Genomic DNA, 20,973 nt, shown 5'->3' on the forward strand with positions numbered 1-20,973 from the left:
TCGTGGAGCTGATCGATACCCACACTCACCTGGACTTTGCCGACTTCGACGCCGATCGATCCGCGCTGCTGGCGGCAAGCCGTGCGCTGGGGGTACGGCGGATCGTGGTGCTAGGGGTTTTCCAGGGTAACTGGCAGCGGGTGTGGGAGCTGGTGCAAAGCGATGCCGATCTGTACGCGGCGTTTGGTTTGCATCCGGTGTATCTGGAGGAGCATCGGCCGCAAGATTTACCTGAGCTGGGTGACTGGCTGACGCGTCTGGCGGGTCATCGTCAGCTGTGCGCGGTGGGTGAGATTGGCCTGGATTACTTTATCGAAACCCTCGATCGCGAACGCCAGCAGCTGCTGTTTGATGCGCAGTTGCAACTGGCGGCGGATTTCAATCTGCCGGCGCTGATCCACGTGCGGCGCAGCCATGCCGCAGTGATTGCCTCGCTGAAACGCTTTCGCCTGAAACGTGCGGGGATCATCCATGCGTTTGCCGGCAGCAAGGAAGAGGCTCGCGAGTACATCAAGCTGGGGTTCAAACTGGGCCTGGGCGGCGCCGCCACCTGGCCACAGGCGCTGCGCATGCACCGGGTGCTGGCCGAGTTGCCGCTGGATGCGGTGGTGCTGGAAACCGACTCGCCGGACATGGCGCCGGCGATGTATGCGGGGCAGCGCAATAGCCCGGCGCATTTGCCGGATATTTGCGCGGCGTTGGCGGGGATTATGGGGATTGGTGCGGAGCGGTTGGCGGCCGTCAGCACGGTGAATGCGTGCGAAGTCTTTAACTGGTAACGGCGATCCCCTGTAGGAGCGAGCCTGCTCGCGATAGCGTCGTAACAGTCAACACGGGTGTTGAATGTCAGTCCGTCATCGCGAGCAGGCTCACTCCTACAGGGTGCGCAGGGGGCGGGTCAGACCCGGAACGCGCTGATCAGCTGCTTCAACTCCACCACCTGGACCGACAATGCCCGGCTGGCGTCCTCGGTCTGGTGCGCCCCTTCAGCGGTGCGCTCGCCGGCGCGGTTGATCTCGACGATGTTCTGGTCGATGTCATGGGCCACGGCGGTTTGCTGTTCCACGGCGGCAGCGATCTGCTGGTTCTGATCGACGATCATGCCAACCGCGCCCAAGATATTTTCCAGCGCCTGCTGGACCTTTTCCGACTGCCCCACCGTGCCGCTGGCCATCTGATGACTGGTGCCCATGGCCTTCACTGCCGCACCAACGCCGCTGTGCAGCTTGCTGATCATTTGCTCGATTTCTTCAGTCGATTGCTGAGTGCGCTTGGCCAGGGTCCGGACCTCGTCGGCCACCACCGCGAACCCGCGCCCCTGCTCACCCGCCCTCGCAGCTTCGATGGCGGCATTAAGTGCCAGCAGGTTGGTCTGCTCGGCGATGCTCTTGATCACCTCCAGTACCCGGCTGATGGCCTGGCTGTCGCTGGCCAGTTGATTGATCACCAGCACCGACTGATCGATCTCGCCAGCCAATGCGGCGATGCTGCCCTGTTGCGATTGCACAAGACCGCGGCCACTGAGGGTTTCGTCGTTGACGCTGTGGGCGCTATTCACCGCCGCAGCGGCACTGCGCGCCACCTCCAGGGAAGTCGCCGACATCTGGTTCATGGCTGTCGCCACCTGCTCGATCTGCGAGCGCTGCCCCGCCACGGCCTGGTTGCTGCGGGCGGACACGGTTTCCACTTGACTGGCCTGGCGCTCAACTTCGCTGACGGTCTGGCCCACGCGCTCGATCAGGTCATGGATTTTCTTCACGGTGCTGTTGAACACCTCGCCCAATTCGCCCAGCTCATCGCGACTGTTGGCACTGAACGTCACCGTCATATCACCTGCCGCGACCTTGTCCATCACTGCCCCCAGGCGCTTGAGGGTGGTTCGGGTGGATGCGTAGAAACCGCCGTAGAGATAAAAAATCAGGATGAACACCACCGACAACGCCACGGCCTGCAGGATCATGTGCGTGCGGTTCTGCTCCAGACGCTGCTGCAATTGGCTGCCGAGAAATTTCAGGGTGGCTTCATTGAGTTGGTAGGTCTGGTCCATCAGGCCGGTCACCTGATCGTAGAAACCTTGCCACGGCGCGTCGAGCGTATCGGCCATCACCACCTGCTCTTCAAACAGCTCACTGGCTTTTTTCAGTGTTGCCTTGCTGTTATCAGCTGCTGCCGCCAGGGTTTCCCGGGCGGCTTTGCTCGAACCCAGTGCGTCCTGCAGCTTCAGCCCATATTCGCCCTGAAGTTTTTCGATCTGCACCAGCAATTCATCAAAGCGGGTGCTGGATGCGGAGTTGAGGAAGCCCTGCCCCAGGGAAAAAGCGCCCATCGCCCGCCCATCGCCCAACAGCTGGGTGACCGGTGGAGTAACAGTGGTAATCAGTTCAGTGAGTTGGCGCATGTCGCTTTGCGTGTCGCGACTCAAGCCGGCTTGACTGGCGATGATCTGGCTGAAAATCTGCGCATTGCCGAGCAACTTGGCGATCATCCCGCTCTTGCTTTGCACGGAGCTCTCGGCCTGCTGGGCCTTGAAAGCGGCAATCATTTCATCGCGTTTGGTATCGAACGCTGTGATGTGCTCGGGATCGGCAGACATGGCTGCCAACCCTTGCAGGCGCGCCAGCACGCTGTTCTCCAGGGCGCTGATGGTCGATTCGACATTGCCAGCCTTGCCTGACTGCCCCAGGGTGACGTTGATCTGCACCAAGTTGTTGAGGGTTTCCAGATCCCGGCGCAAGGCCAGGCTGCTGCCCAACAAGTCGATGCTTTGCAACTCGATCCGGGTGCCCTGGAATTCACGATAGGAATCGCGCACCAGATAAAAGTTGGTCACCAGCATCGGTATGAGGAACAGCACGCTGATCAGGCTGAACTTCATGCCGAAGCTCAGGCGATTCATTAGCGCGACGGCGGGATAGAGCAAGCTCTTCACTGTGAAGTCTCCCTTGGATTTCTTATTTTTATTGGCAGGCGCACAGAGACAGCAGATAGCCACTATTGGGCGCTATCTCTGTATAGCTTAAATCGGCGGGAGTTTTTGTAACTTAAGGTTAACGACAAAGATCGTGGGCGGCGATCCTTGTCGTTCGTGAAGCTGTTGTCAGGGAAGGACTGTCCACAGCGCGAAGCCTGCGTACCAGAGTACGGCTGCGCGCAGCAGCAGTTCCCAGATTCGGTCGAGGCTGTTGATGCCGTCCGGGCCCACTACTGGGGCGGGAATTTCACCGGCGACCAGGCCGACTTTCTCGATCAGTTGGGCAGCGCTGATCCCCCAGTTCAGCAGCTCATGCAGCATGACCCGGCTGACCGCGACGAAGTTGCCGACCAGGGCAAAACTGGCCGCCAGCAAGCGTACCGGGATCCAGTCGAATGCATGGCGCAACTGCGCCGCGCGTTCGGCGACCGCCGGGTTTTGCGCGTGGGTTTCGGCCAGTGCCAACAGGCGATAGCTCAAGGCAGCGACCGGACCGAGCAGGAAATACCAGAAGATCACCGCGAAAAAGCTCTGGTAAGCCTCCCACAGCAAGTGTGCCTGGACACGTTCCAGCAACTGCTCGCCATCTTCCGCGCAAATCCCCAGATCGCGGTTGGCCACATGCGCTGCCGCTTGCAAGTCTTCCCGGCGCCAGGCATCCCGGAACGGGCCGAGGCCTGCCAGCAAGTCGCCACGGCCCAGGCTGTAGATCACCACCAGCAAGTGCACAGGTAACGCCAATAATCCGTAAGCCACCGGCTCCAGGACTACCAGCAGCAGACCCAGCAGCGCCACCGGCAGCAAAACCAGGATCACCAGCACCAGCCACGGGTGACTAGCCAGGCGCGGGCTTGCCTCAAGCTTGTTGAGTTCACGCAACCATCCACCGTCGCGCTGAACCCGATGACGCAGGGCCGAGAATTTCTCGATCCAGACCGCCAACAGCAACACCAGAAAACTCATTGTTGTTCCTCTTTTGCCAGGGCAGCGCGATAGCGTGCCCAGTCGAACGCCGGTCCCGGATCGCTCTTGCGTCCGGGTGCAATGTCACTGTGCCCGCATATGCGCTGTGCGGTGATGTCCGGGAAAGCGCCTTGCAGCTGTCGGGTCAACCGGGTCAATGCCTCGTATTGGGCATCGGTGAAAGGCAGATCATCCGTGCCTTCCAGCTCAATGCCCACGGAAAAATCGTTACAGGTTTCCCGACCGTCAAAAACCGAGACACCGGCGTGCCAGGCGCGCTCCAGACAAGAGACAAACTGAGTCACCGTGCCGTCACGTTCAATCAGAAAATGCGCGGACACCCGCAGGTCGGCAATCCCTGCAAAATAGGGATGTTCCGTGACATCCAGGCGATTCTGGAAAAATTCCTGCACCTTGCCGGTGGCGAATTGCGCGGGCGGCAGGCTGATGTTGTGGATAACCAGCAGGGAAATCTCGCCTGTAGGGCGCGCATTGAAGTTGGGCGAGGCACAGACCTGGGCGCCTTCATACCAACCACTCGCGGGGTCCAACTGCATACCGGTTCCTTCAACGTCGTCTGTATTGGCCCCCAGTATGCCGCGATAGACCCTCCGGGCGCGATCACTTGACGCGATTGATGTACCGGGTGAATCGACCAAATGCAGCTTCCCCCCCTGTGGAAAGGCTGCTGACGCCTTGGGTTGCCGCGTGCCATGGCCCTATAATCGGATCACTTTGTTTGTGGAGTCCTTTATGCCGAATCTACGTCTCGCCGACCTGACTGCCGAAATCGAAGCCAACGTGCGCCGTGCGTTGCTCGAAGACATCGGCAGCGGCGACATCACCGCGCAGTTGATCCCGGCAGAACGCCTGGCCAAAGCCACCATCATCACCCGTGACGCCGCCGTCATCGCCGGTACCGCCTGGGTCGATGCCGTGTTCCGGCAACTGGACCCGCGAGTCGCCGTGCACTGGCAGGTCCGTGATGGCGAACGGGTGCAAGCCAATCAGGCGCTGTTCCACCTTGAAGGACCGGCGCGCTCGTTGCTGACGGGCGAGCGCTGCGCACTGAATTTCCTGCAATTGCTGTCGGGCGTGGCGACTCGCGCGCAGTATCTGGCGGATTTTGTCGCACAAACCCAGGTCAAGCTGCTCGACACGCGCAAAACCCTGCCTGGCCTGCGCCTGGCGCAGAAGTACGCGGTGACCTGCGGCGGTTGCCATAACCACCGCATCGGCCTGTATGACGCTTTCCTGATCAAGGAAAACCACATCGCGGCCTGTGGCGGCATTCCCGAAGCCATCAATGCCGCGCACAAGATTGCCCCGGGCAAGCCGGTGGAGATCGAAGTGGAGAGCCTGAGTGAGTTGAAGGAAGCGCTGGCGGCGGGTGCCGACATCATCATGCTCGACGAACTGAGCCTTGATGACATGCGCGAAGCGGTCCGCCTGAACGGCGGCAAGGCCAAGCTGGAGGCGAGCGGCGGGATCAACGAGAGCACGTTGCTGCCGATTGCTGAAACCGGTGTGGATTACATTTCGATTGGTGCGATGACCAAGGATGTGAAGGCGGTTGACCTGTCGATGCGCTTGAGTATCTGACTCAACACTGTAGGAGCGAGCCTGCTCGCGATGAGCCTGAAAGCGCCGCGTTTACCCAGTAAACACGCGTTATCGTTAGCGACCATCACGAGCAAGCTCGCTCCTACAGGGGTCATACCACCAGATTATTCATCTCGCAGTACTCTTCCCATTCGACGCCCAATACTTCGGCGGCCTCCTTGTGCAGCACCAGGCGCGCCGCTTCGAATTCTTCCGGGGTCGAGGTGTACTTGAGCGTCAGCTCCCAGGGCTGCAGGCCCTGGGATTCTGCTTCGTCCTCGAATGCCCACTGGATCTGGTCTTTCTGATCATCGGCGGGCAGGTCCTTGATCTCGTCAACCAGTTGCGGCGACTCCAGCAAGTATTTCTTCAGCGCTTCTTCGTGTCTGGCTTCTTGGGTCAATTCTTTAACGGTCATGGCGTTCTCTTTGATCTGGGGAATGGAAGATGGATCTGGATCATCAAGGATCTCTCTGACGCAAAAAGCCGCTTGTTACCGGCTTGTCTGGCCTTCAGAACCATTCGGGATCATCTGAAAACAACGTGTCGCTTCGTGCCCGAGACAGGAATCGAACCTGCGACCTTCGCGTTACGAGTGCGCTGCTCTACCGGCTGAGCTACACGGGCGGTCGGCTAAACCTAGCACTGACTTCGGGGTCAGGCAACTGACAGATCGCAGCCTTCGGCAGCTCCTACGCCGTATCCATGTAGGAGCTGCCGAAGGCTGCGATCTTTTGATCTTTTCTGGACACAAAAAAATGCCCCGCCGTTTTCACGGCGGGGCATTTTTTACAACGTTGTAGCGGTCAGGCCATGCGCGTGATTAAACGCCCGAAGCCTTGGCTGCTGCTACGTCCTTGATGGAGAGCTTGATACGGCCGCGGTTGTCCACGTCCAGTACCAGCACTTCCACTTCCTGACCTTCTTTCAGGATGTCGGTCACTTTCTCAACGCGAGCGTCGCTCAGCATCGAGATGTGAACCAGACCGTCCTTGCCAGGCAGGATGTTGACGAATGCGCCGAAGTCGACGATGCGTTCAACCTTGCCGACGTAGATCTTGCCTATCTCGGCTTCTGCGGTGATACCCAGAACGCGCTGACGTGCAGCTTCAGCAGCTTCCTTGGTTTCGCCGAAGATCTTGATCGAGCCGTCGTCTTCGATGTCGATCGAAGCCTTGGTCTCTTCACAGATCGCACGAATGGTCGCGCCGCCTTTACCGATGACATCACGGATTTTGTCGGTGTCGATTTTCATCGCGATCATGGTCGGAGCGTTTTCCGACAGTTCGGTACGCGACTGGCCAATGATCTGGTTCATCTGGCCGAGGATGTTCAGGCGCGCTTCCAGGGCTTGGCCCAGAGCGATTTCCATGATCTCTTCGGTGATGCCCTTGATCTTGATGTCCATCTGCAGCGCGGTAACACCTTTGGCGGTACCCGCTACTTTGAAGTCCATGTCGCCGAGGTGGTCTTCGTCACCCAGGATGTCGGTCAGGATGGCGAACTTCTCGCCTTCTTTAACCAGACCCATGGCGATACCGGCAACCGGTGCCTTCATTGGGACGCCAGCGTCCATCAGGGCCAGGGAAGCGCCGCAAACGGAAGCCATCGAGCTCGAACCGTTGGATTCGGTGATTTCCGACACAACACGAATGGTGTACGGGAACACGTCGGCAGCAGGCAGCATCGCTGCAATCGAACGACGGGCCAGACGGCCGTGACCGATTTCGCGACGACCAGCGCCACCCATGCGACCACACTCACCTACCGAGAACGGAGGGAAGTTGTAGTGCAGCATGAACGGGTCTTTTTTCTCGCCTTCCAGAGTATCCAGCAGTTGCGCGTCACGGGCGGTGCCCAGTGTTGCAACAACAAGGGCCTGGGTTTCGCCACGGGTGAACAGTGCCGAACCGTGGGTCTTAGGCAGAACGCCGACTTCGATGTTCAGAGGACGAACGGTCTTGGTGTCGCGACCATCGATACGTGGCTTGCCGTTGACGATATTTTCGCGAACGGTGCGGTATTCGATTTCGCCGAAAGCCGCTTTCACTTCGCTGGAGGAAGGCTGGCCTTCTTCACCGGACAGCTTGGCAACAACCTGATCCTTCAACTCACCCAGGCGAGCGTAACGGTCGGCCTTGACGGTGATGGCGTAAGCCTGCGAGATCGCGTCGCCGAACTCGGCACGGATAGCGCCCAGCAAAGCGGTAGCTTCTGGCTGTGGAGCCCAGGCCCACGTTGGCTTGGCAGCTTCGGCAGCCAGTTCTTTAACGGCGTTGATCACAACCTGGAATTCGTCGTGAGCGAACAGTACAGCGCCCAGCATCTGGTCTTCGGTCAGCTCTTTGGCTTCCGATTCAACCATCAACACGGCTTCCGAAGTACCGGCAACGACCATGTCCAGGCTCGAAGCTTTCTGCTGTTCGTAAGTCGGGTTCAGCAGGTAGCCGGTGCTTTCGTGGAACGCAACGCGCGCGCAGCCGATAGGGCCATCGAAAGGAATGCCGGAGATGGCCAGGGCAGCCGAGGTACCGATCATCGCAGCGATGTCCGGATCGGTTTTCTTGCTGGTGGAAACGACGGTGCAGACAACCTGCACTTCGTTCATGAAGCCTTCTGGGAACAGCGGACGGATCGGACGGTCGATCAGTCGGGAAGTCAGGGTTTCTTTCTCGGAAGGACGGCCTTCGCGCTTGAAGAAACCGCCAGGGATCTTACCGGCAGCGTAAGTCTTTTCCTGGTAGTGAACGGACAGAGGGAAGAAGCCCTTGCCTGGATCTGCTTGCTTGGCACCGACAACAGTCACCAACACGCTGACGTCGTCGTCAACGGTGACCAATACTGCGCCGGAGGCCTGACGGGCGATACGGCCGGTCTCGAGGGTAACGGTCGACTGACCGAACTGGAATTTTTTGATTACCGGGTTCACGGTGTCCTACCTTCTTTTGTGGCTCTTGGGGAACTTGTCTTCTTGCGAAATTCTTGGGCAATGTCGGGAATCGGCCCAACGCCTGTCCAGGGTAAAACGTGTATCCAGATAAAACTTGAGGCTGGGAGCCTGCCATGCGCCTGCGGGAAACCCGCTGACGCACAGCAAACAACCAACCTCATAGCGCAATCGCTTATTAGCGACGCAGACCCAGGCGACCGATCAGAGCGCTGTAACGGCTCACGTCTTTGCCTTTCAGGTAGTCCAGCAGCTTACGACGCTGGTTTACCATGCGGATCAGACCACGACGGGAGTGGTGATCTTTACCGTTGGCCTTGAAGTGACCTTGCAGTTTGTTGATGTTGTGGGTCAGCAGTGCAACTTGCACTTCTGGAGAACCAGTATCACCAACAGCTTGCTGGTAGTCGGCAACGATTTGAGCTTTTTCTTGAACGTCGAGAGCCATGAGGCAATCCTTTTATCAGGAAACTGTTTCAGAAAAACAGTCTCAATAGGCCAGGGACAAATCCCCGTATCTAAAAATGAGTAGTGACCGTGCCTATTAACAGCCACCCTCGTTCGGTCATTCTGACCGAATCAGTCGACGTGGCGCGATGCGCCCGTCTTCGCTCACTTCACCGATTCCGATGAAGCGACCATTGTGATCCTGTACCCGTACCATGCCGAACTTTGGCGCGTCCGGGGCTCGTACCGGTTGGCCGTTAAGCCAGTAGAACGAGCTGTGCTCCGAGAACTGCAACAGTGGCCAATCCAGCAGGCCGCTGTCCGATGGCATCAGGAAGCGATCGACCGCTTCGTTGCCGCCTTCGGCATGTACCGCTTCCAGCTCTTCGAGCGTGACAGTCTGCGCCAGGGTAAAAGGCCCGGCCTGGGTACGTCGCAATTCAGCAACGTAAGCGCCACAACCGAGTTCTTCACCAATATCCTCCACCAGGGTGCGGATATAGGTGCCTTTGGTGCAATCCACCGCCAGCCGCGCAGTATCACCTTCGAAGGCCAGTAATTCCAAGCGCGCAATAGTAACAGAACGCGGTTCGCGCTCCACTACTTCGCCTGCACGGGCCAGCTTGTATAGCGGTTGGCCATCACGCTTGAGCGCCGAGTACATAGGCGGTATCTGACTGATTTGGCCGCGAAATTTGGGCAACGCAGCTTCAACATCGACGCGACCAACGGTCACTGGACGCTCCTGCAAAACCTCGCCTTCGGCGTCTGCCGTGGTGGTGGTCTTGCCCAGCTGCGCCAGGGTTTCATAAGCCTTGTCGGAATCGAGCAGGTACTGCGAAAACTTGGTCGCTTCACCGAAGCACAACGGCAATACACCGGTGGCCAGCGGATCGAGACTGCCGGTGTGACCAGCCTTCTCGGCGTTCAGCAACCAGCGAACCTTCTGCAACGCGGCGTTGGAGGTAAATCCCAACGGCTTGTCGAGCAGGATAATGCCGCTGACATTACGACGGATACGTTTGACCTGAGCCACCGATTACTCCTTGGCGTCTTCGGGTGCAGCCGCTTCCGGGCGCTGGCTATCTTCAGCCACCGCACGTTCGATCAGGGCCGACAGGTGCGCGCCACGCACGACACTCTCGTCGTAGTGGAAGTGCAGCTGTGGAACGCTGCGCAACTTCATTTCACGGGCCAACTGCATGCGCAGGAAACCAGCGGCGGAGTTGAGCACCTTGATGCTTTGCGCGATGTCTTCGGCGTTGTCCTGCCCCATCACGGTGATGAAGATCTTCGCGTGACCGACGTCACGGCTGACTTCAACAGCGGTAATGGTGACCAGGCCGACGCGCGGGTCTTTTACTTCACGACGGATCAGCTGTGCCAGCTCACGCTGCATCTGATCGCCGATACGTTGGGTACGGCTGTATTCTTTTGCCATGTCTTGTTACCTGTTACTGCCCCACGGTGAAACCCGTGTGGTCTGAAAGCGGCAAACGCCCGGCCTGACAGAAGCCAGACCGGGCGTTGCGTTTAGAGTCCTGCCGCCTGGCCGCGCATCTGCATGCGGCGGCCTGGCGTGGCCCTTGAAGTGCGCGAGTTAGAGGCTGCGAGCAACCTGAACCTTCTCGAAGACTTCGATCTTGTCGCCGACTTTGACGTCGTTGTAGCTCTTCACGCCGATACCGCATTCCATGCCGGCACGTACTTCGGAAGCGTCATCCTTGAAGCGGCGCAGGGATTCCAGCTCGCCTTCGAAGATAACGATGTCTTCACGCAGTACACGGATTGGACGGTTACGGTGAACAACACCTTCGAGCACCATGCAACCGGCGATCGCGCCAAACTTCGGCGAGCGGAACACGTCACGCACTTCAGCGATACCCAGGATGTTCTCGCGAACATCGCTGCCCAGCATACCGGTGAGGGCTTTCTTGACGTCTTCGATGATGTCGTAGATCACGTTGTAGTAACGCATATCCAGACCTTCCTGCTCGACGATCTTGCGAGCGCCCGCATCGGCACGCACGTTGAAGCCGAACAGTACAGCGTTGGAGGCCAGTGCCAGGTTGGCGTCGGACTCGGTGATACCACCGACACCGCCACCGACAACACGCACTTGCACTTCGTCGTTACCCAGGCCGTTCAAAGCACCGTTCAACGCTTCCAGCGAGCCACGGACGTCAGATTTGAGGACGATGTTGAGCGTCTTCTTCTCTGCCTGACCCATGTTTTCGAAGATGTTTTCCAGCTTGCCGGCGTGAGCGCGAGCCAGTTTGACTTCGCGGAACTTGCCTTGACGGAACAGAGCCACTTCACGGGCTTTCTTCTCGTCCGACAGCACGCTCATCTCGTCGCCAGCGTCCGGGGTACCGTCCAGGCCGAGAATCTCGACAGGGATGGAAGGACCGGCTTCCTTGATTGGCTTGCCGTTCTCGTCGAGCATGGCACGTACACGGCCATAGTTCGAACCGACCAGCACCATGTCGCCTTGGCGCAGGGTACCGTCTTGAACCAGAACGGTTGCAACCGGGCCACGACCTTTGTCGAGACGCGATTCAACCACAACACCGCGACCCGGGGCCGATGGGGTTGCTTTCAGTTCGAGTACTTCAGCTTGCAGCAGGACAGCTTCGAGCAACTCGTCCACGCCGGTACCGACTTTCGCCGAAACCGATACGAACGGGGTGTCGCCGCCCCACTCTTCCGAAGTCACGCCGTGAACCGACAGTTCGCTACGGATGCGATCGAGATCGGCGCCCGGCTTGTCGATCTTGTTCACTGCAACAACCAGTGGAACACCAGCGGCCTTGGCGTGCTGGACAGCTTCAATGGTCTGCGGCATCACGCCGTCGTCCGCTGCAACTACCAGGATCACGATGTCAGTCGCCTTGGCACCACGGGCACGCATGGCGGTAAACGCGGCGTGACCAGGGGTGTCAAGGAAGGTGACCATGCCGCGTTCGGTTTCAACGTGGTACGCACCGATGTGCTGGGTGATACCGCCGGCTTCGCCAGCAGCTACCTTGGCACGACGGATGTAGTCGAGCAGGGAAGTTTTGCCATGGTCAACGTGGCCCATTACGGTCACAACTGGCGCACGGGAGAACGTCTCACCTTCAAACTTCAGGGACTCGGCCAGGGAATCTTCCAGGGCGGTGTCGCTGACCAGGGTCACTTTGTGGCCCAGTTCTTCGGCTACCAGCTGAGCAGTTTCCTGATCAAGCACCTGGTTGATGGTCGCTGGGGTACCCAGTTTGAACATGAACTTGATGATTTCAGCAGCCTTGACCGACATCTGATTGGCGAGATCGCCAACAGTGATGGTCTCGCCGATCTGCACATCACGCACGACAGGGCCGGTTGGGCTCTGGAAACCGTGGGCGTTGCGCTTTTTCAGCTTGGCCTTGCCGCGACCACCGCGACGGAAGCCATCGCTTTCTTCGTCGGTAGTACGTGGGGCAACGCGTGGAGCAGGCGCTTTCTCTTTGACCGAGGCACGATGCGGAGCGTTTTTACGCTCGCCGTCGCCACCACCGCTGCGACGATTGTTATCGTCTGCACGTGGTTTGTCCGGACGGCGCTGTTCGTTCTGCTTGTTACGAACGTCGGCAGACGGTGCTGGAGCAGCAGCCACAACCGGAGCGCTTTCACGCACTGGTGCGGCGGCCGCAGCAGGAGCCGCGACTGCGTCGTTGGTAGCGGATTGCGCAGCAGCAGGCTGGCGACGCGCTTCTTCTTCGGCGCGACGCTTGGTTTCTTCTTCAGCCTTCTGACGTGCAGTATTATCTACTGCGCGACGTTCATCCAGTTCGCGTTTGCGCTCGGCTTCGATTTCTTCCGGGCTGCGCTGTACGAAGACTTTCTTCTTGCGTACTTCAACGCTGATGCTTTTGCTGCCAGCAACACGCAGGGTGCTGGTGGTTTTGCGCTGCAATGTAATCTTGCGCGGTTCTTCCACTTTCGCCTTGTGGCTGCTCTTCAAGTGAGTCAGCAAAGACTGCTTCTCACTATCGCTCACACCTTCATCGGCGGCGGTGTGCGGCAGACCTGCCTCACGCATCTGCTGCAACAGGCGCTCTACCGGTGTTTTGACCTCATCGGCCAGTTGTTTCACCGTGACTTGCGTCATGCACTTCTCTCCTCAGGCCGCGCCTAATTACTCGAACCAATGGGCTCGGGCGGCCATGATCAACTTGCCGGCACGATCATCGTCAATGCCGTCGATGTCGAGCAGATCGTCAATAGACTGCTCGGCCAGGTCTTCGCGGGTAATTACGCCGCGCACCGCCAGTTCCATCGCCAGATCCTTGTCCATACCCTCAAGCGAGAGCAGGTCTTCGGCCGGATGGGCGTCTGCCAGCTTTTCCTCAGTAGCGATGGCTTTGGTCAACAAACGATCCTTGGCACGAGCGCGAAGCTCGTTGACGGTTTCTTCGTCAAAGCCATCGATGTTGAGCATTTCCTCCACCGGTACGTAGGCAATCTCTTCCAGGCTGGTGAAGCCTTCATCTACCAGCACCTGTGCCAGATCTTCGTCGACTTCCAGCTCGTCGATGAAGTTGCGCAGGATGTCGCCGGTTTCTGCTTGCTGCTTAGCCTGGATGTCCGATTCGGTCATCACGTTCAGGGTCCAGCCAGTCAACTGGCTGGCCAGACGCACGTTCTGACCTCCGCGACCGATGGCCTGAGCCAGATTATCTGCGCCAACGGCGATGTCCATTGCATGGGCATCTTCGTCAACGATAATTGCCGCAACCTCAGCCGGGGACATGGCGTTGATCACGAACTGAGCCGGATTGTCGTCCCACAGGACGATATCAACACGCTCACCGCCCAACTCGCCCGACACTGCCTGGACGCGCGAACCGCGCATACCGATGCAAGCGCCCTGCGGGTCGATGCGTTTGTCCTTGGAACGGACCGCGATCTTGGCGCGCGAACCCGGGTCACGGGATGCAGCCATTACTTCGATCAGGCCTTCGGCGATTTCCGGCACTTCGATGCGGAACAACTCGATCAGCATTTCCGGCGCGGTACGCGACAGGATCAGCTGCGGGCCGCGGTTCTCGGTGCGGATTTCCTTGAGCAGCGCACGCAGGCGCACGCCAACCCGGAAGGTTTCACGCGAAATGATGTCTTCACGAGCCAGCAACGCTTCAGCGTTGTTGCCCAGGTCGACGATCACATTGTCGCGGGTGACTTTCTTCACGGTGCCGGAGATGATTTCCCCCAGGCGCTCGCGATAAGCATCAACGACTTGAGCGCGCTCGGCTTCGCGAACTTTCTGCACAATAACCTGCTTGGCAGTTTGTGCAGCAATACGGCCGAACTCGATGGACTCGATCTTTTCTTCGACTACATCACCGACCTGGGCGCCCGGATGCGTTTCAGCAACCTTGCTTGGCCAGGTTTCGATGGCCGGATCGTCCAGGTCCGCTTCTTCGACGACCGTCCAGCGACGGAAAGTCTCATAGGCACCGGTGTGGCGGTTGATTTCCACACGCAGATCGACTTCGTCCTCGAAACGCTTTTTGGTAGCAGTGGCCAGAGCCAGCTCCAGCGCTTCAAAAATTACGTTTGCCGGTACGCCCTTTTCATTGGATACCGACTCAACAACCAGCAGTACTTCTTTGCTCATCGTACGCCTCGCCTTTCGCAAGCCATTGGATCCGCGGGATCCGCGTCTCAGTCAAAACTGGGAATAATGTTGGCCTTGTCGATCATATCGATCGGCAACAGGAACTCATGGTCTTCTACCTGCACCACGATGTCCTGCTCTTCTACACCGCGCAGAAGGCCCTGAAAGTTGCGTCGTCCTTCAAAAGGCGAGCGCAGCTTGATCTTCACTTGTTCACCGGCAAATTTTGCAAACTGCTCAATAGTGAACAGTGGGCGTTCCATGCCAGGCGAGGAAACTTCGAGGGTGTATTCAACGGTGATTGGATCTTCAACGTCCAGGACACCACTGATCTGACGGCTGACAATGGCGCAATCGTCCACCAGCACACCGCCCTCTTTATCAATATAAACGCGCAACATTGAGTGGCGACCTTGAGCCGAAAACTCAATACCCCAGCATTCATAGCCTAGGGCCACGACCACCGGGGCCAGCAAGGCCTGCAACTCTTCTAGCTTGCTCGACACCTGAACCCCCTCGTGCATGTATGTGCATGCTGTGCAAAATAAAAAAATGGGCGAAACGCCCATCCTTGAAACGCCGTCGAACAGCGGCGTTGAAAGTGTCCAGCTAACAAAAAGCCCCTTAAAAGGGGCTCCTTAAACTGGTTGCGGGGGCCGGATTTGAACCGACGACCTTCGGGTTATGAGCCCGACGAGCTACCAGACTGCTCCACCCCGCGACAAAGCTGGGGCGGAAGTATACGACCGATCCCTTGCAGGGTCAATGTAACCTTCCACCTACAAGAAAGCCCGCAACAGCGGGCTCTCCTGATAATTGGTACCGAGAAGGGGACTCGAACCCCTACACCCTATGGGCACAACCACCTCAAGGTTGCGTGTCTACCAATTCCACCACCTCGGCAATACTACGTTTGAAACCCTTCTTACTTCTGCTCTTGAGCTGGAGGCACGTCAGTCGCTGGAGTAGCCGACTTTTGCTCTTGAAGCACCGGTACATCATCAGAAGCCGGTTGTTGCTTTGGCACTTCCAACACTGCTGGATTTGGCAAACCTACTTGAGTCAGCTGGTGAGCTTTCTCTTTAGCAAAGTAACCTAACCCTAAGCTGGTTATGAAAAAACCTGCGGCAAGTATAGCAGTAAACTTACTAAGAAAGGTAGAGGAACCTTGGCTTCCGAACACAGTATTTGAAGCACCTGCTCCGAAAGACGCGCCAGCATCCGCACCTTTACCCTGCTGCAGCAAAACCAGAGCAACTACGCCCAATGCACCCAGCAGATGAAAAACGACTACGACTGTTTCCAGCATTTTTTCAGTTTCCTGCGGCGCGAATGATCGCACCGAACTCATCTGCATTCAGGGAAGCTCCACCAATGAGCCCCCCATCGATATCCGGCATGCCGAACAGTTCGACCGCATTGGCCGCCTTCACGCTGCCGCCGTATAGAAGCCGCACACCTTGTGCGACTTCAGAATTTTCTGCCGCCAACTGGGCGCGGATGGCTGCGTGCACATCCTGCGCCTGTTGCGGCGAAGCCGTTAGCCCGGTGCCAATGGCCCAGACTGGCTCGTAAGCAATGACTGCCTGAGCAAAGACACCAACACCCAGCTCCTCGATGATGCAGCCCAGCTGACGCCCGACCACTTCAAGAGTTTTTCCGGCTTCGCGCTGCTCGAGGGTTTCCCCTACACACAACACCGGAATCAAGCCACATGCCTGTGCCGCTGCGAACTTGCGGATCAGCATTCCGTCCTGCTCGCCCATGATCTGGCGGCGCTCGGAGTGTCCAACAAGAACCAGGGAACAACCCGCATCCACCAACTGACTTGGCGCAACTTCACCCGTCAACGCACCTTGCCCGGATTCCACCGCAGAATTCTGCGCACCGACCTGGATCGGTTGGCCTTTCAAGCCATCAATCACTTGATTGATATGCAGGCAAGGCGGGAATACCGCTACATCAACACCGCTCGGCAAGGCCAGATGACTCAGGCCGTTGATCAGCTCAGCGACGCTGGCGCGGGTACCGTGCATCTTCCAGTTACCAGCTACCATAGGGCGACGCATGCTGTACCTCGTCGGTCAAAGTGGGCGCAGATGTTACCCAACACAATCATGGCTGGCAAGCCGAATTCAGGCAGAAACTTCAGTAACCAGTTTTGCCAGCTCTTCGGCGTAGCCGCGAACCTGCGTTTCGTCTTCGCCTTCGACCATGACACGCACCAGGGGCTCGGTGCCGGACTTGCGCAACAGCACGCGTCCACGACCCGCCATGGCATTCGTGACGCGCTCGCTGGCTTCCTTGACTGCCGGATGCTCAAGCGGATTGGCACCACCGCCAAAACGCACATTGATCAGCACCTGAGGACACTTGCGCAACGCCTGACGCGCCTGGGCGAGGCCTTCGGAGCGAGTCTTGAGTGCCATCAGCACCTGCAACGCGGCGATGATCGCATCACCGGTCGTGGTGTGACTGAAGCAAACGATATGCCCGGAGTTTTCACCACCCACCAGCCAGTTGCGCTCCAGCAGGTCAGCGATGACATAGCGGTCGCCGACATTGGCGCGCACGAAAGGAATCGACAGGTCAGCCAGGGCCAGCTCCAGCCCCAGGTTGCTCATCAAGGTGCCGACGACGCCGCCCTGCAGCTTGTCGCGCTCATGCAGGTCGCGAGCAATGATGTAGAGCAACTCGTCGCCATCGACGATGGCACCGGTGTGATCGACCATCAGCACCCGATCGCCGTCGCCGTCGAAGGCGATACCCAGGTCCGCATGCTCGGCCAGCACGGCAGCCTGCAGTTGCCCCATATGGGTGGAGCCACAGTTGTCGTTGATGTTCAGGCCATTAGGCTGGGCGGAAAGCACCACCACTTCGGCGCCCAGCTCACGGAAGACGCTCGGCGCCACCTTGTAGGTCGCACCGTGGGCGCAGTCGAGCACGATCTTCAGGCCAGCGAAGCTGGTACCGGTCGGCACGCTGCTCTTGCAGAATTCAATGTAGCGACCCGACGCATCGTTGATGCGCGAGACCTTGCCGATCTTGCTCGACTCAACCACAGTCATTGGCGTGTCGAGCAGCTCTTCGATCATCAGCTCGACTTCATCAGGAAGCTTGGTGCCCTGCCCGGAGAAGAACTTGATACCGTTGTCATCGTGGGGATTGTGCGAGGCACTGATCACGATCCCGGCTTGCGCCTGGAAAGTACGGGTCAGGTAGGCAATCGCAGGAGTCGGCATCGGGCCCAGCAGCATCACATCGGCACCGGCCGATGTCAGTCCGGCCTCCAGCGCCGACTCGAACATGTACCCGGAAATCCGCGTGTCCTTGCCCACCAGCACCTTGCAGGCGCCCATCTTGCGAAATGCCATGCCCGCAGCCCAGCCGAGCTTGAGCATGAAGTCAGGGGTAATAGGGTATTCGCCGACTCGACCGCGAATGCCGTCGGTACCAAAATATTTCTTAGTCATAAGTTGCTCCATCACTCTTATTCGGCTGTCTCGACTGCGGTGATCATCCTCACCACATCAACTGTTTCGGCTACATCATGGACGCGCAATATACGCGCTCCCTTGGCGGACGCCAGTGCCGCCAGCGCCAGGCCGCCATACAGGCGCTCCCCGACCGGACGGTTCAAGGCATGGCCAATCATGCTCTTGCGCGAAACTCCGACCAGCAGGGGACGTCCCAGGGCATGCAGGGCTTCCATATGCTTAAACAAGCTTAGATTGTGCTGCAGGGTTTTGGCGAAACCGAAGCCCGGATCGAGGATGATCCGCTCGGCTGGAATTCCGACCAGCGCACACTGAGCCATGCGCCCAGCAAGGAACTCACCGACCTCCCTGGTCACGTCTTGATAATGCGGGTCGTCCTGCATGTCGCCAGGCTCGCCCAGCATGTGCATCAGACACACCGGCAGGCCGGTGGCCGCAGCAGCATCCAGGGCACCGTCACGACGCAACGAGCGCACATCATTGATCAGCCCAGCCCCAAGCCGCGCCGTTTCGCGCATGACTGCCGGGGTGGAAGTATCGACCGAGATGATGACATCGAGTTCGCGATTGATGCGCTCGACGATAGGCGCCACGCGCTCCAGCTCTTCCAGCGGGGACACCGCCCTGGCGCCTGGCCGGGTCGATTCACCACCGACATCGATCAGCGTCGCGCCGGCCGCCACCATCGCCTCAGCGTGGCGCAAGGCCGCGTCGAGCTGGCTGTATCGGCCGCCATCGGAAAAGGAATCGGGAGTGACATTGAGAATGCCCATGACATGCGTATGGGCCAAATCAAGAACCCGGTTGCCGCAAGGCAACCGGGTTGAGGACTGAACAAAAGTCATTTCAAACCTTAAACGTCAGCAGCTGGACCGCCGATCGGTGTTTCCGGACGCGGATCCTGTACTGCCGGGGGGGTTCCGGAAGTACCGGTGCCACCCGACCAATCGCGAGGTTCGCGAGGCGTACGGCCGGCCATGATGTCGTCGATCTGCTCGGCATCGATCGTCTCGTACTTCATCAGGGCATCAGCCATGGCGTCGAGCTTGTCACGGTTATCGGTGAGGATCTGCTTGGCCGTGCCGTAGCACTGATCAATGATGCTGCGAACTTCCGAGTCGATCAGCTTGGCTGTCTCACCGGAGAAGCTTGCACTCTGACCACCGCCGCCGCGACCGAGGAACACTTCACCCTCGTCTTCGGCGTACATCAACGGACCGAGTTTTTCCGACAGGCCCCACTTGGTGACCATGTTTCGCGCAATCTGGCTGGCACGCATGATGTCGTTGGAGGCGCCAGTAGTCACACCGTCGAAGCCCAAGGTCATTTCTTCAGCGATACGGCCACCGTACAGCGAGCAGATCTGACTGATCAACGCACGCTTGGACAGGCTGTAGCGATCTTCTTCCGGCAGGAACATGGTCACACCCAGCGCACGACCACGCGGGATGATGGAGACCTTGTAAACCGGGTCATGCTCAGGCACTACGCGACCGACAATGGCATGGCCAGCTTCGTGATAAGCGGTGTTCTGCTTCTCTTTCTCCGACATGACCATGGATTTGCGCTCGGCGCCCATCATGATCTTGTCCTTGGCCAGTTCGAATTCTTTCATTTCGACGACGCGCTTGCCGGTCCGGGCAGCGAACAACGACGCTTCGTTCACCAGGTTGGCCAGGTCGGCACCGGAGAAACCAGGGGTACCACGGGCAATCACCGCTGGAGCGACGTCGTCGCCCATTGGCACTTTGCGCATGTGGACCTTGAGAATCTGCTCGCGACCACGGATGTCCGGCAGTCCTACCACGACCTGACGGTCGAAACGGCCCGGACGCAGCAACGCGGGGTCCAGTACGTCCGGACGGTTGGTTGCGGCAATGACGATGATGCCGTCATTCATTTCGAAGCCGTCCATCTCTACCAGCAACTGGTTGAGAGTCTGTTCGCGTTCGTCGTGACCGCCACCCATGCCGGCGCCACGGTGGCGACCGACGGCGTCGATTTCATCGATGAAGATGATGCACGGTGCGTGCTTCTTGGCCTGCTCGAACATGTCACGAACACGGCTGGCACCCACGCCGACAAACATTTCGACGAAGTCGGAACCGGAAATGGTGAAGAACGGTACCTTGGCTTCGCCGGCAATTGCCTTGGCCAGCAAGGTTTTACCGGTACCCGGAGGACCGACCATCAGCACGCCGCGTGGAATGCGACCGCCCAGGCGCTGGAACTTGCCCGGATCACGGAGGAACTCAACCAGTTCGCCGACTTCTTCCTTGGCTTCGTCGCAACCGGCAACGTCACCCAATGTAGTCTTGACCTGGTCTTCGGAGAGCAGGCGCGCTTTGCTCTTGCCGAAGCTCATCGGTCCGCCCTTGCCGCCCGCACCGCCCTGCATCTGGCGCATGAAGAACATGAACACGGCGATGATTACCAGGATCGGGAAGCTTGCAACCAGGAGTTGAGTCCAGATGCTTTGCTGCTCAGGCTGCTTGCCTTCAACAACGACGTGGTTGTCCACGAGGTCGCCGATCAGACCGTTGTCCTGGATTGCCGGACGGATGGTCTTGAAGCTGTCGCCATCGCTGCGCTTGCCGGTAATGACATAACCATCAACGGCTACGCGCTCGACCTTGCCATCCTTGACCTGCTGGATGAAGTCGGAATAGTTGAGGGTCTGCGGCTCGTTAGGGCTGGAGAAGTTGTTCATCACTGTCACCAGGACTGCCGCGATGATCAACCACAGGATCAGATTCTTTGCCATATCGTTCAATTAACTACCCTCTGAAGCAAGCTCCGCTAATGGCGCGCGCTTCGCATGATATTCACCGGCCTAACTTACTACATTACGTACGGCTCTGGCAGGCGCCGTCTGTAACCCTTTGTGAAACACTTTCTACACAAT

General features: G+C 58.6%; 18 protein-coding genes, 3 tRNA genes and 1 pseudogene. 2 read left to right on the forward strand and 20 right to left on the reverse strand.

Annotated features, from left to right (window positions below):
• Positions 1-2 precede the first annotated feature (2 nt).
• Complete coding sequence (locus ACYZTK_RS11590; protein ID WP_462014564.1) at positions 3-779, forward strand: TatD family hydrolase; 777 nt, start codon at positions 3-5, stop codon at positions 777-779.
• A gap of 119 nt (positions 780-898) precedes the next feature.
• Here ACYZTK_RS11590 and ACYZTK_RS11595 read toward each other — a convergent pair whose 3' ends face one another.
• The 4 genes and pseudogenes from ACYZTK_RS11595 to ampD all read right to left on the reverse strand — a co-directional run bounded on the left by ACYZTK_RS11595 (position 899) and on the right by ampD (position 4,491).
• Positions 899-1,828 (reverse strand): methyl-accepting chemotaxis protein, encoded by a 930-nt coding sequence (locus tag ACYZTK_RS11595; protein WP_462014893.1) that lies wholly within the window; start codon positions 1,826-1,828, stop codon positions 899-901.
• A pseudogene (locus ACYZTK_RS11600) lies at positions 1,805-2,896 on the reverse strand (methyl-accepting chemotaxis protein); the annotation flags it as partial. The gene ACYZTK_RS11595 and the pseudogene ACYZTK_RS11600, both read right to left, overlap by 24 nt.
• Positions 2,897-3,097: 201 nt before the next feature.
• Positions 3,098-3,934 (reverse strand): regulatory signaling modulator protein AmpE, encoded by an 837-nt coding sequence (gene ampE / locus ACYZTK_RS11605; protein WP_462014565.1) that lies wholly within the window; start codon positions 3,932-3,934, stop codon positions 3,098-3,100.
• Entirely contained in the window at positions 3,931-4,491 is a 561-nt protein-coding gene (gene ampD, locus ACYZTK_RS11610) for a 1,6-anhydro-N-acetylmuramyl-L-alanine amidase AmpD (RefSeq protein WP_462014566.1), read from the reverse strand. The genes ampE and ampD overlap by 4 nt, the downstream gene beginning before the upstream one ends.
• Positions 4,492-4,687: 196 nt before the next feature.
• On the opposite strand from ampD, the gene nadC reads away from it, so the two are divergent.
• The gene (gene nadC, locus ACYZTK_RS11615; protein ID WP_462014567.1) at positions 4,688-5,536 is read left to right on the forward strand and encodes a carboxylating nicotinate-nucleotide diphosphorylase; all 849 of its coding nucleotides are present in this window, start codon (positions 4,688-4,690) and stop codon (positions 5,534-5,536) included.
• A gap of 112 nt (positions 5,537-5,648) precedes the next feature.
• Here nadC and ACYZTK_RS11620 read toward each other — a convergent pair whose 3' ends face one another.
• From ACYZTK_RS11620 to ftsH, 16 genes are all read right to left on the reverse strand, one after another.
• The gene (locus ACYZTK_RS11620) at positions 5,649-5,954 is read right to left on the reverse strand and encodes a DUF6388 family protein (RefSeq protein WP_462014568.1); all 306 of its coding nucleotides are present in this window, start codon (positions 5,952-5,954) and stop codon (positions 5,649-5,651) included.
• Positions 5,955-6,090: 136 nt separating this feature from the next.
• Positions 6,091-6,163, reverse strand: a tRNA-Thr gene (locus ACYZTK_RS11625).
• Positions 6,164-6,359: 196 nt separating this feature from the next.
• On the reverse strand, positions 6,360-8,465 hold the full coding sequence (gene pnp, locus ACYZTK_RS11630; RefSeq protein ID WP_462014569.1) for a polyribonucleotide nucleotidyltransferase: 2,106 nt from the start codon (positions 8,463-8,465) through the stop codon (positions 6,360-6,362).
• A gap of 196 nt (positions 8,466-8,661) precedes the next feature.
• Positions 8,662-8,931, reverse strand: a complete 270-nt coding sequence (gene rpsO / locus ACYZTK_RS11635; protein WP_028623136.1) for a 30S ribosomal protein S15 — start codon at positions 8,929-8,931, stop codon at positions 8,662-8,664.
• Between the two features lie 117 nt (positions 8,932-9,048).
• The gene (truB, locus tag ACYZTK_RS11640; protein ID WP_462014570.1) at positions 9,049-9,966 is read right to left on the reverse strand and encodes a tRNA pseudouridine(55) synthase TruB; all 918 of its coding nucleotides are present in this window, start codon (positions 9,964-9,966) and stop codon (positions 9,049-9,051) included.
• Between the two features lie 3 nt (positions 9,967-9,969).
• Positions 9,970-10,371 carry a 30S ribosome-binding factor RbfA gene (rbfA, locus tag ACYZTK_RS11645; protein ID WP_461979409.1) on the reverse strand — a complete coding sequence of 134 codons (402 nt, stop codon included), beginning with the start codon at positions 10,369-10,371 and terminating at the stop codon, positions 9,970-9,972.
• Positions 10,372-10,530: 159 nt separating this feature from the next.
• The gene (infB, locus tag ACYZTK_RS11650) at positions 10,531-13,062 is read right to left on the reverse strand and encodes a translation initiation factor IF-2 (protein WP_462014571.1); all 2,532 of its coding nucleotides are present in this window, start codon (positions 13,060-13,062) and stop codon (positions 10,531-10,533) included.
• Between the two features lie 27 nt (positions 13,063-13,089).
• Entirely contained in the window at positions 13,090-14,571 is a 1,482-nt protein-coding gene (gene nusA / locus ACYZTK_RS11655) for a transcription termination factor NusA (RefSeq protein WP_045060041.1), read from the reverse strand.
• A gap of 47 nt (positions 14,572-14,618) precedes the next feature.
• Positions 14,619-15,077 carry a ribosome maturation factor RimP gene (gene rimP, locus ACYZTK_RS11660; RefSeq protein WP_462014572.1) on the reverse strand — a complete coding sequence of 153 codons (459 nt, stop codon included), beginning with the start codon at positions 15,075-15,077 and terminating at the stop codon, positions 14,619-14,621.
• Positions 15,078-15,215: 138 nt separating this feature from the next.
• Positions 15,216-15,292 (reverse strand) — tRNA-Met (locus ACYZTK_RS11665).
• Between the two features lie 96 nt (positions 15,293-15,388).
• Positions 15,389-15,474 (reverse strand) — tRNA-Leu (locus ACYZTK_RS11670).
• A gap of 22 nt (positions 15,475-15,496) precedes the next feature.
• Complete coding sequence (gene secG, locus ACYZTK_RS11675) at positions 15,497-15,880, reverse strand: preprotein translocase subunit SecG (protein WP_017336473.1); 384 nt, start codon at positions 15,878-15,880, stop codon at positions 15,497-15,499.
• 4 nt (positions 15,881-15,884) lie between these two features.
• Positions 15,885-16,640, reverse strand: coding sequence for a triose-phosphate isomerase (gene tpiA, locus ACYZTK_RS11680; protein WP_462014573.1), 756 nt, complete (start codon positions 16,638-16,640; stop codon positions 15,885-15,887).
• A 66-nt stretch (positions 16,641-16,706) separates the two neighbouring features.
• Positions 16,707-18,044, reverse strand: coding sequence for a phosphoglucosamine mutase (glmM, locus tag ACYZTK_RS11685; RefSeq protein ID WP_462014574.1), 1,338 nt, complete (start codon positions 18,042-18,044; stop codon positions 16,707-16,709).
• Between the two features lie 17 nt (positions 18,045-18,061).
• On the reverse strand, positions 18,062-18,913 hold the full coding sequence (gene folP, locus ACYZTK_RS11690; RefSeq protein WP_462014575.1) for a dihydropteroate synthase: 852 nt from the start codon (positions 18,911-18,913) through the stop codon (positions 18,062-18,064).
• Positions 18,914-18,921: 8 nt separating this feature from the next.
• Positions 18,922-20,832, reverse strand: a complete 1,911-nt coding sequence (gene ftsH / locus ACYZTK_RS11695) for an ATP-dependent zinc metalloprotease FtsH (RefSeq protein WP_462014576.1) — start codon at positions 20,830-20,832, stop codon at positions 18,922-18,924.
• Positions 20,833-20,973: the final 141 nt, after the last annotated feature.

This window comes from Pseudomonas sp. LB3P31 (assembly GCF_054897945.1).

Coding starts and splice junctions, on each gene's coding strand:
- ampE (WP_462014565.1), bottom strand. CDS start 3,934: ATGAGTTTTCTGGTGTTGCTGTTGGCGGTCTGGATCGAGAAATTCTCG.
- folP (WP_462014575.1), bottom strand. CDS start 18,913: ATGACTTTTGTTCAGTCCTCAACCCGGTTGCCTTGCGGCAACCGGGTT.
- nusA (WP_045060041.1), bottom strand. CDS start 14,571: ATGAGCAAAGAAGTACTGCTGGTTGTTGAGTCGGTATCCAATGAAAAG.
- nadC (WP_462014567.1), top strand. CDS start 4,688: ATGCCGAATCTACGTCTCGCCGACCTGACTGCCGAAATCGAAGCCAAC.
- tpiA (WP_462014573.1), bottom strand. CDS start 16,640: ATGCGTCGCCCTATGGTAGCTGGTAACTGGAAGATGCACGGTACCCGC.
- rpsO (WP_028623136.1), bottom strand. CDS start 8,931: ATGGCTCTCGACGTTCAAGAAAAAGCTCAAATCGTTGCCGACTACCAG.
- ftsH (WP_462014576.1), bottom strand. CDS start 20,832: ATGGCAAAGAATCTGATCCTGTGGTTGATCATCGCGGCAGTCCTGGTG.
- glmM (WP_462014574.1), bottom strand. CDS start 18,044: ATGACTAAGAAATATTTTGGTACCGACGGCATTCGCGGTCGAGTCGGC.
- ampD (WP_462014566.1), bottom strand. CDS start 4,491: ATGCAGTTGGACCCCGCGAGTGGTTGGTATGAAGGCGCCCAGGTCTGT.
- secG (WP_017336473.1), bottom strand. CDS start 15,880: ATGCTGGAAACAGTCGTAGTCGTTTTTCATCTGCTGGGTGCATTGGGC.
- rbfA (WP_461979409.1), bottom strand. CDS start 10,371: ATGGCAAAAGAATACAGCCGTACCCAACGTATCGGCGATCAGATGCAG.
- ACYZTK_RS11620 (WP_462014568.1), bottom strand. CDS start 5,954: ATGACCGTTAAAGAATTGACCCAAGAAGCCAGACACGAAGAAGCGCTG.
- ACYZTK_RS11595 (WP_462014893.1), bottom strand. CDS start 1,828: ATGACGGTGACGTTCAGTGCCAACAGTCGCGATGAGCTGGGCGAATTG.
- infB (WP_462014571.1), bottom strand. CDS start 13,062: ATGACGCAAGTCACGGTGAAACAACTGGCCGATGAGGTCAAAACACCG.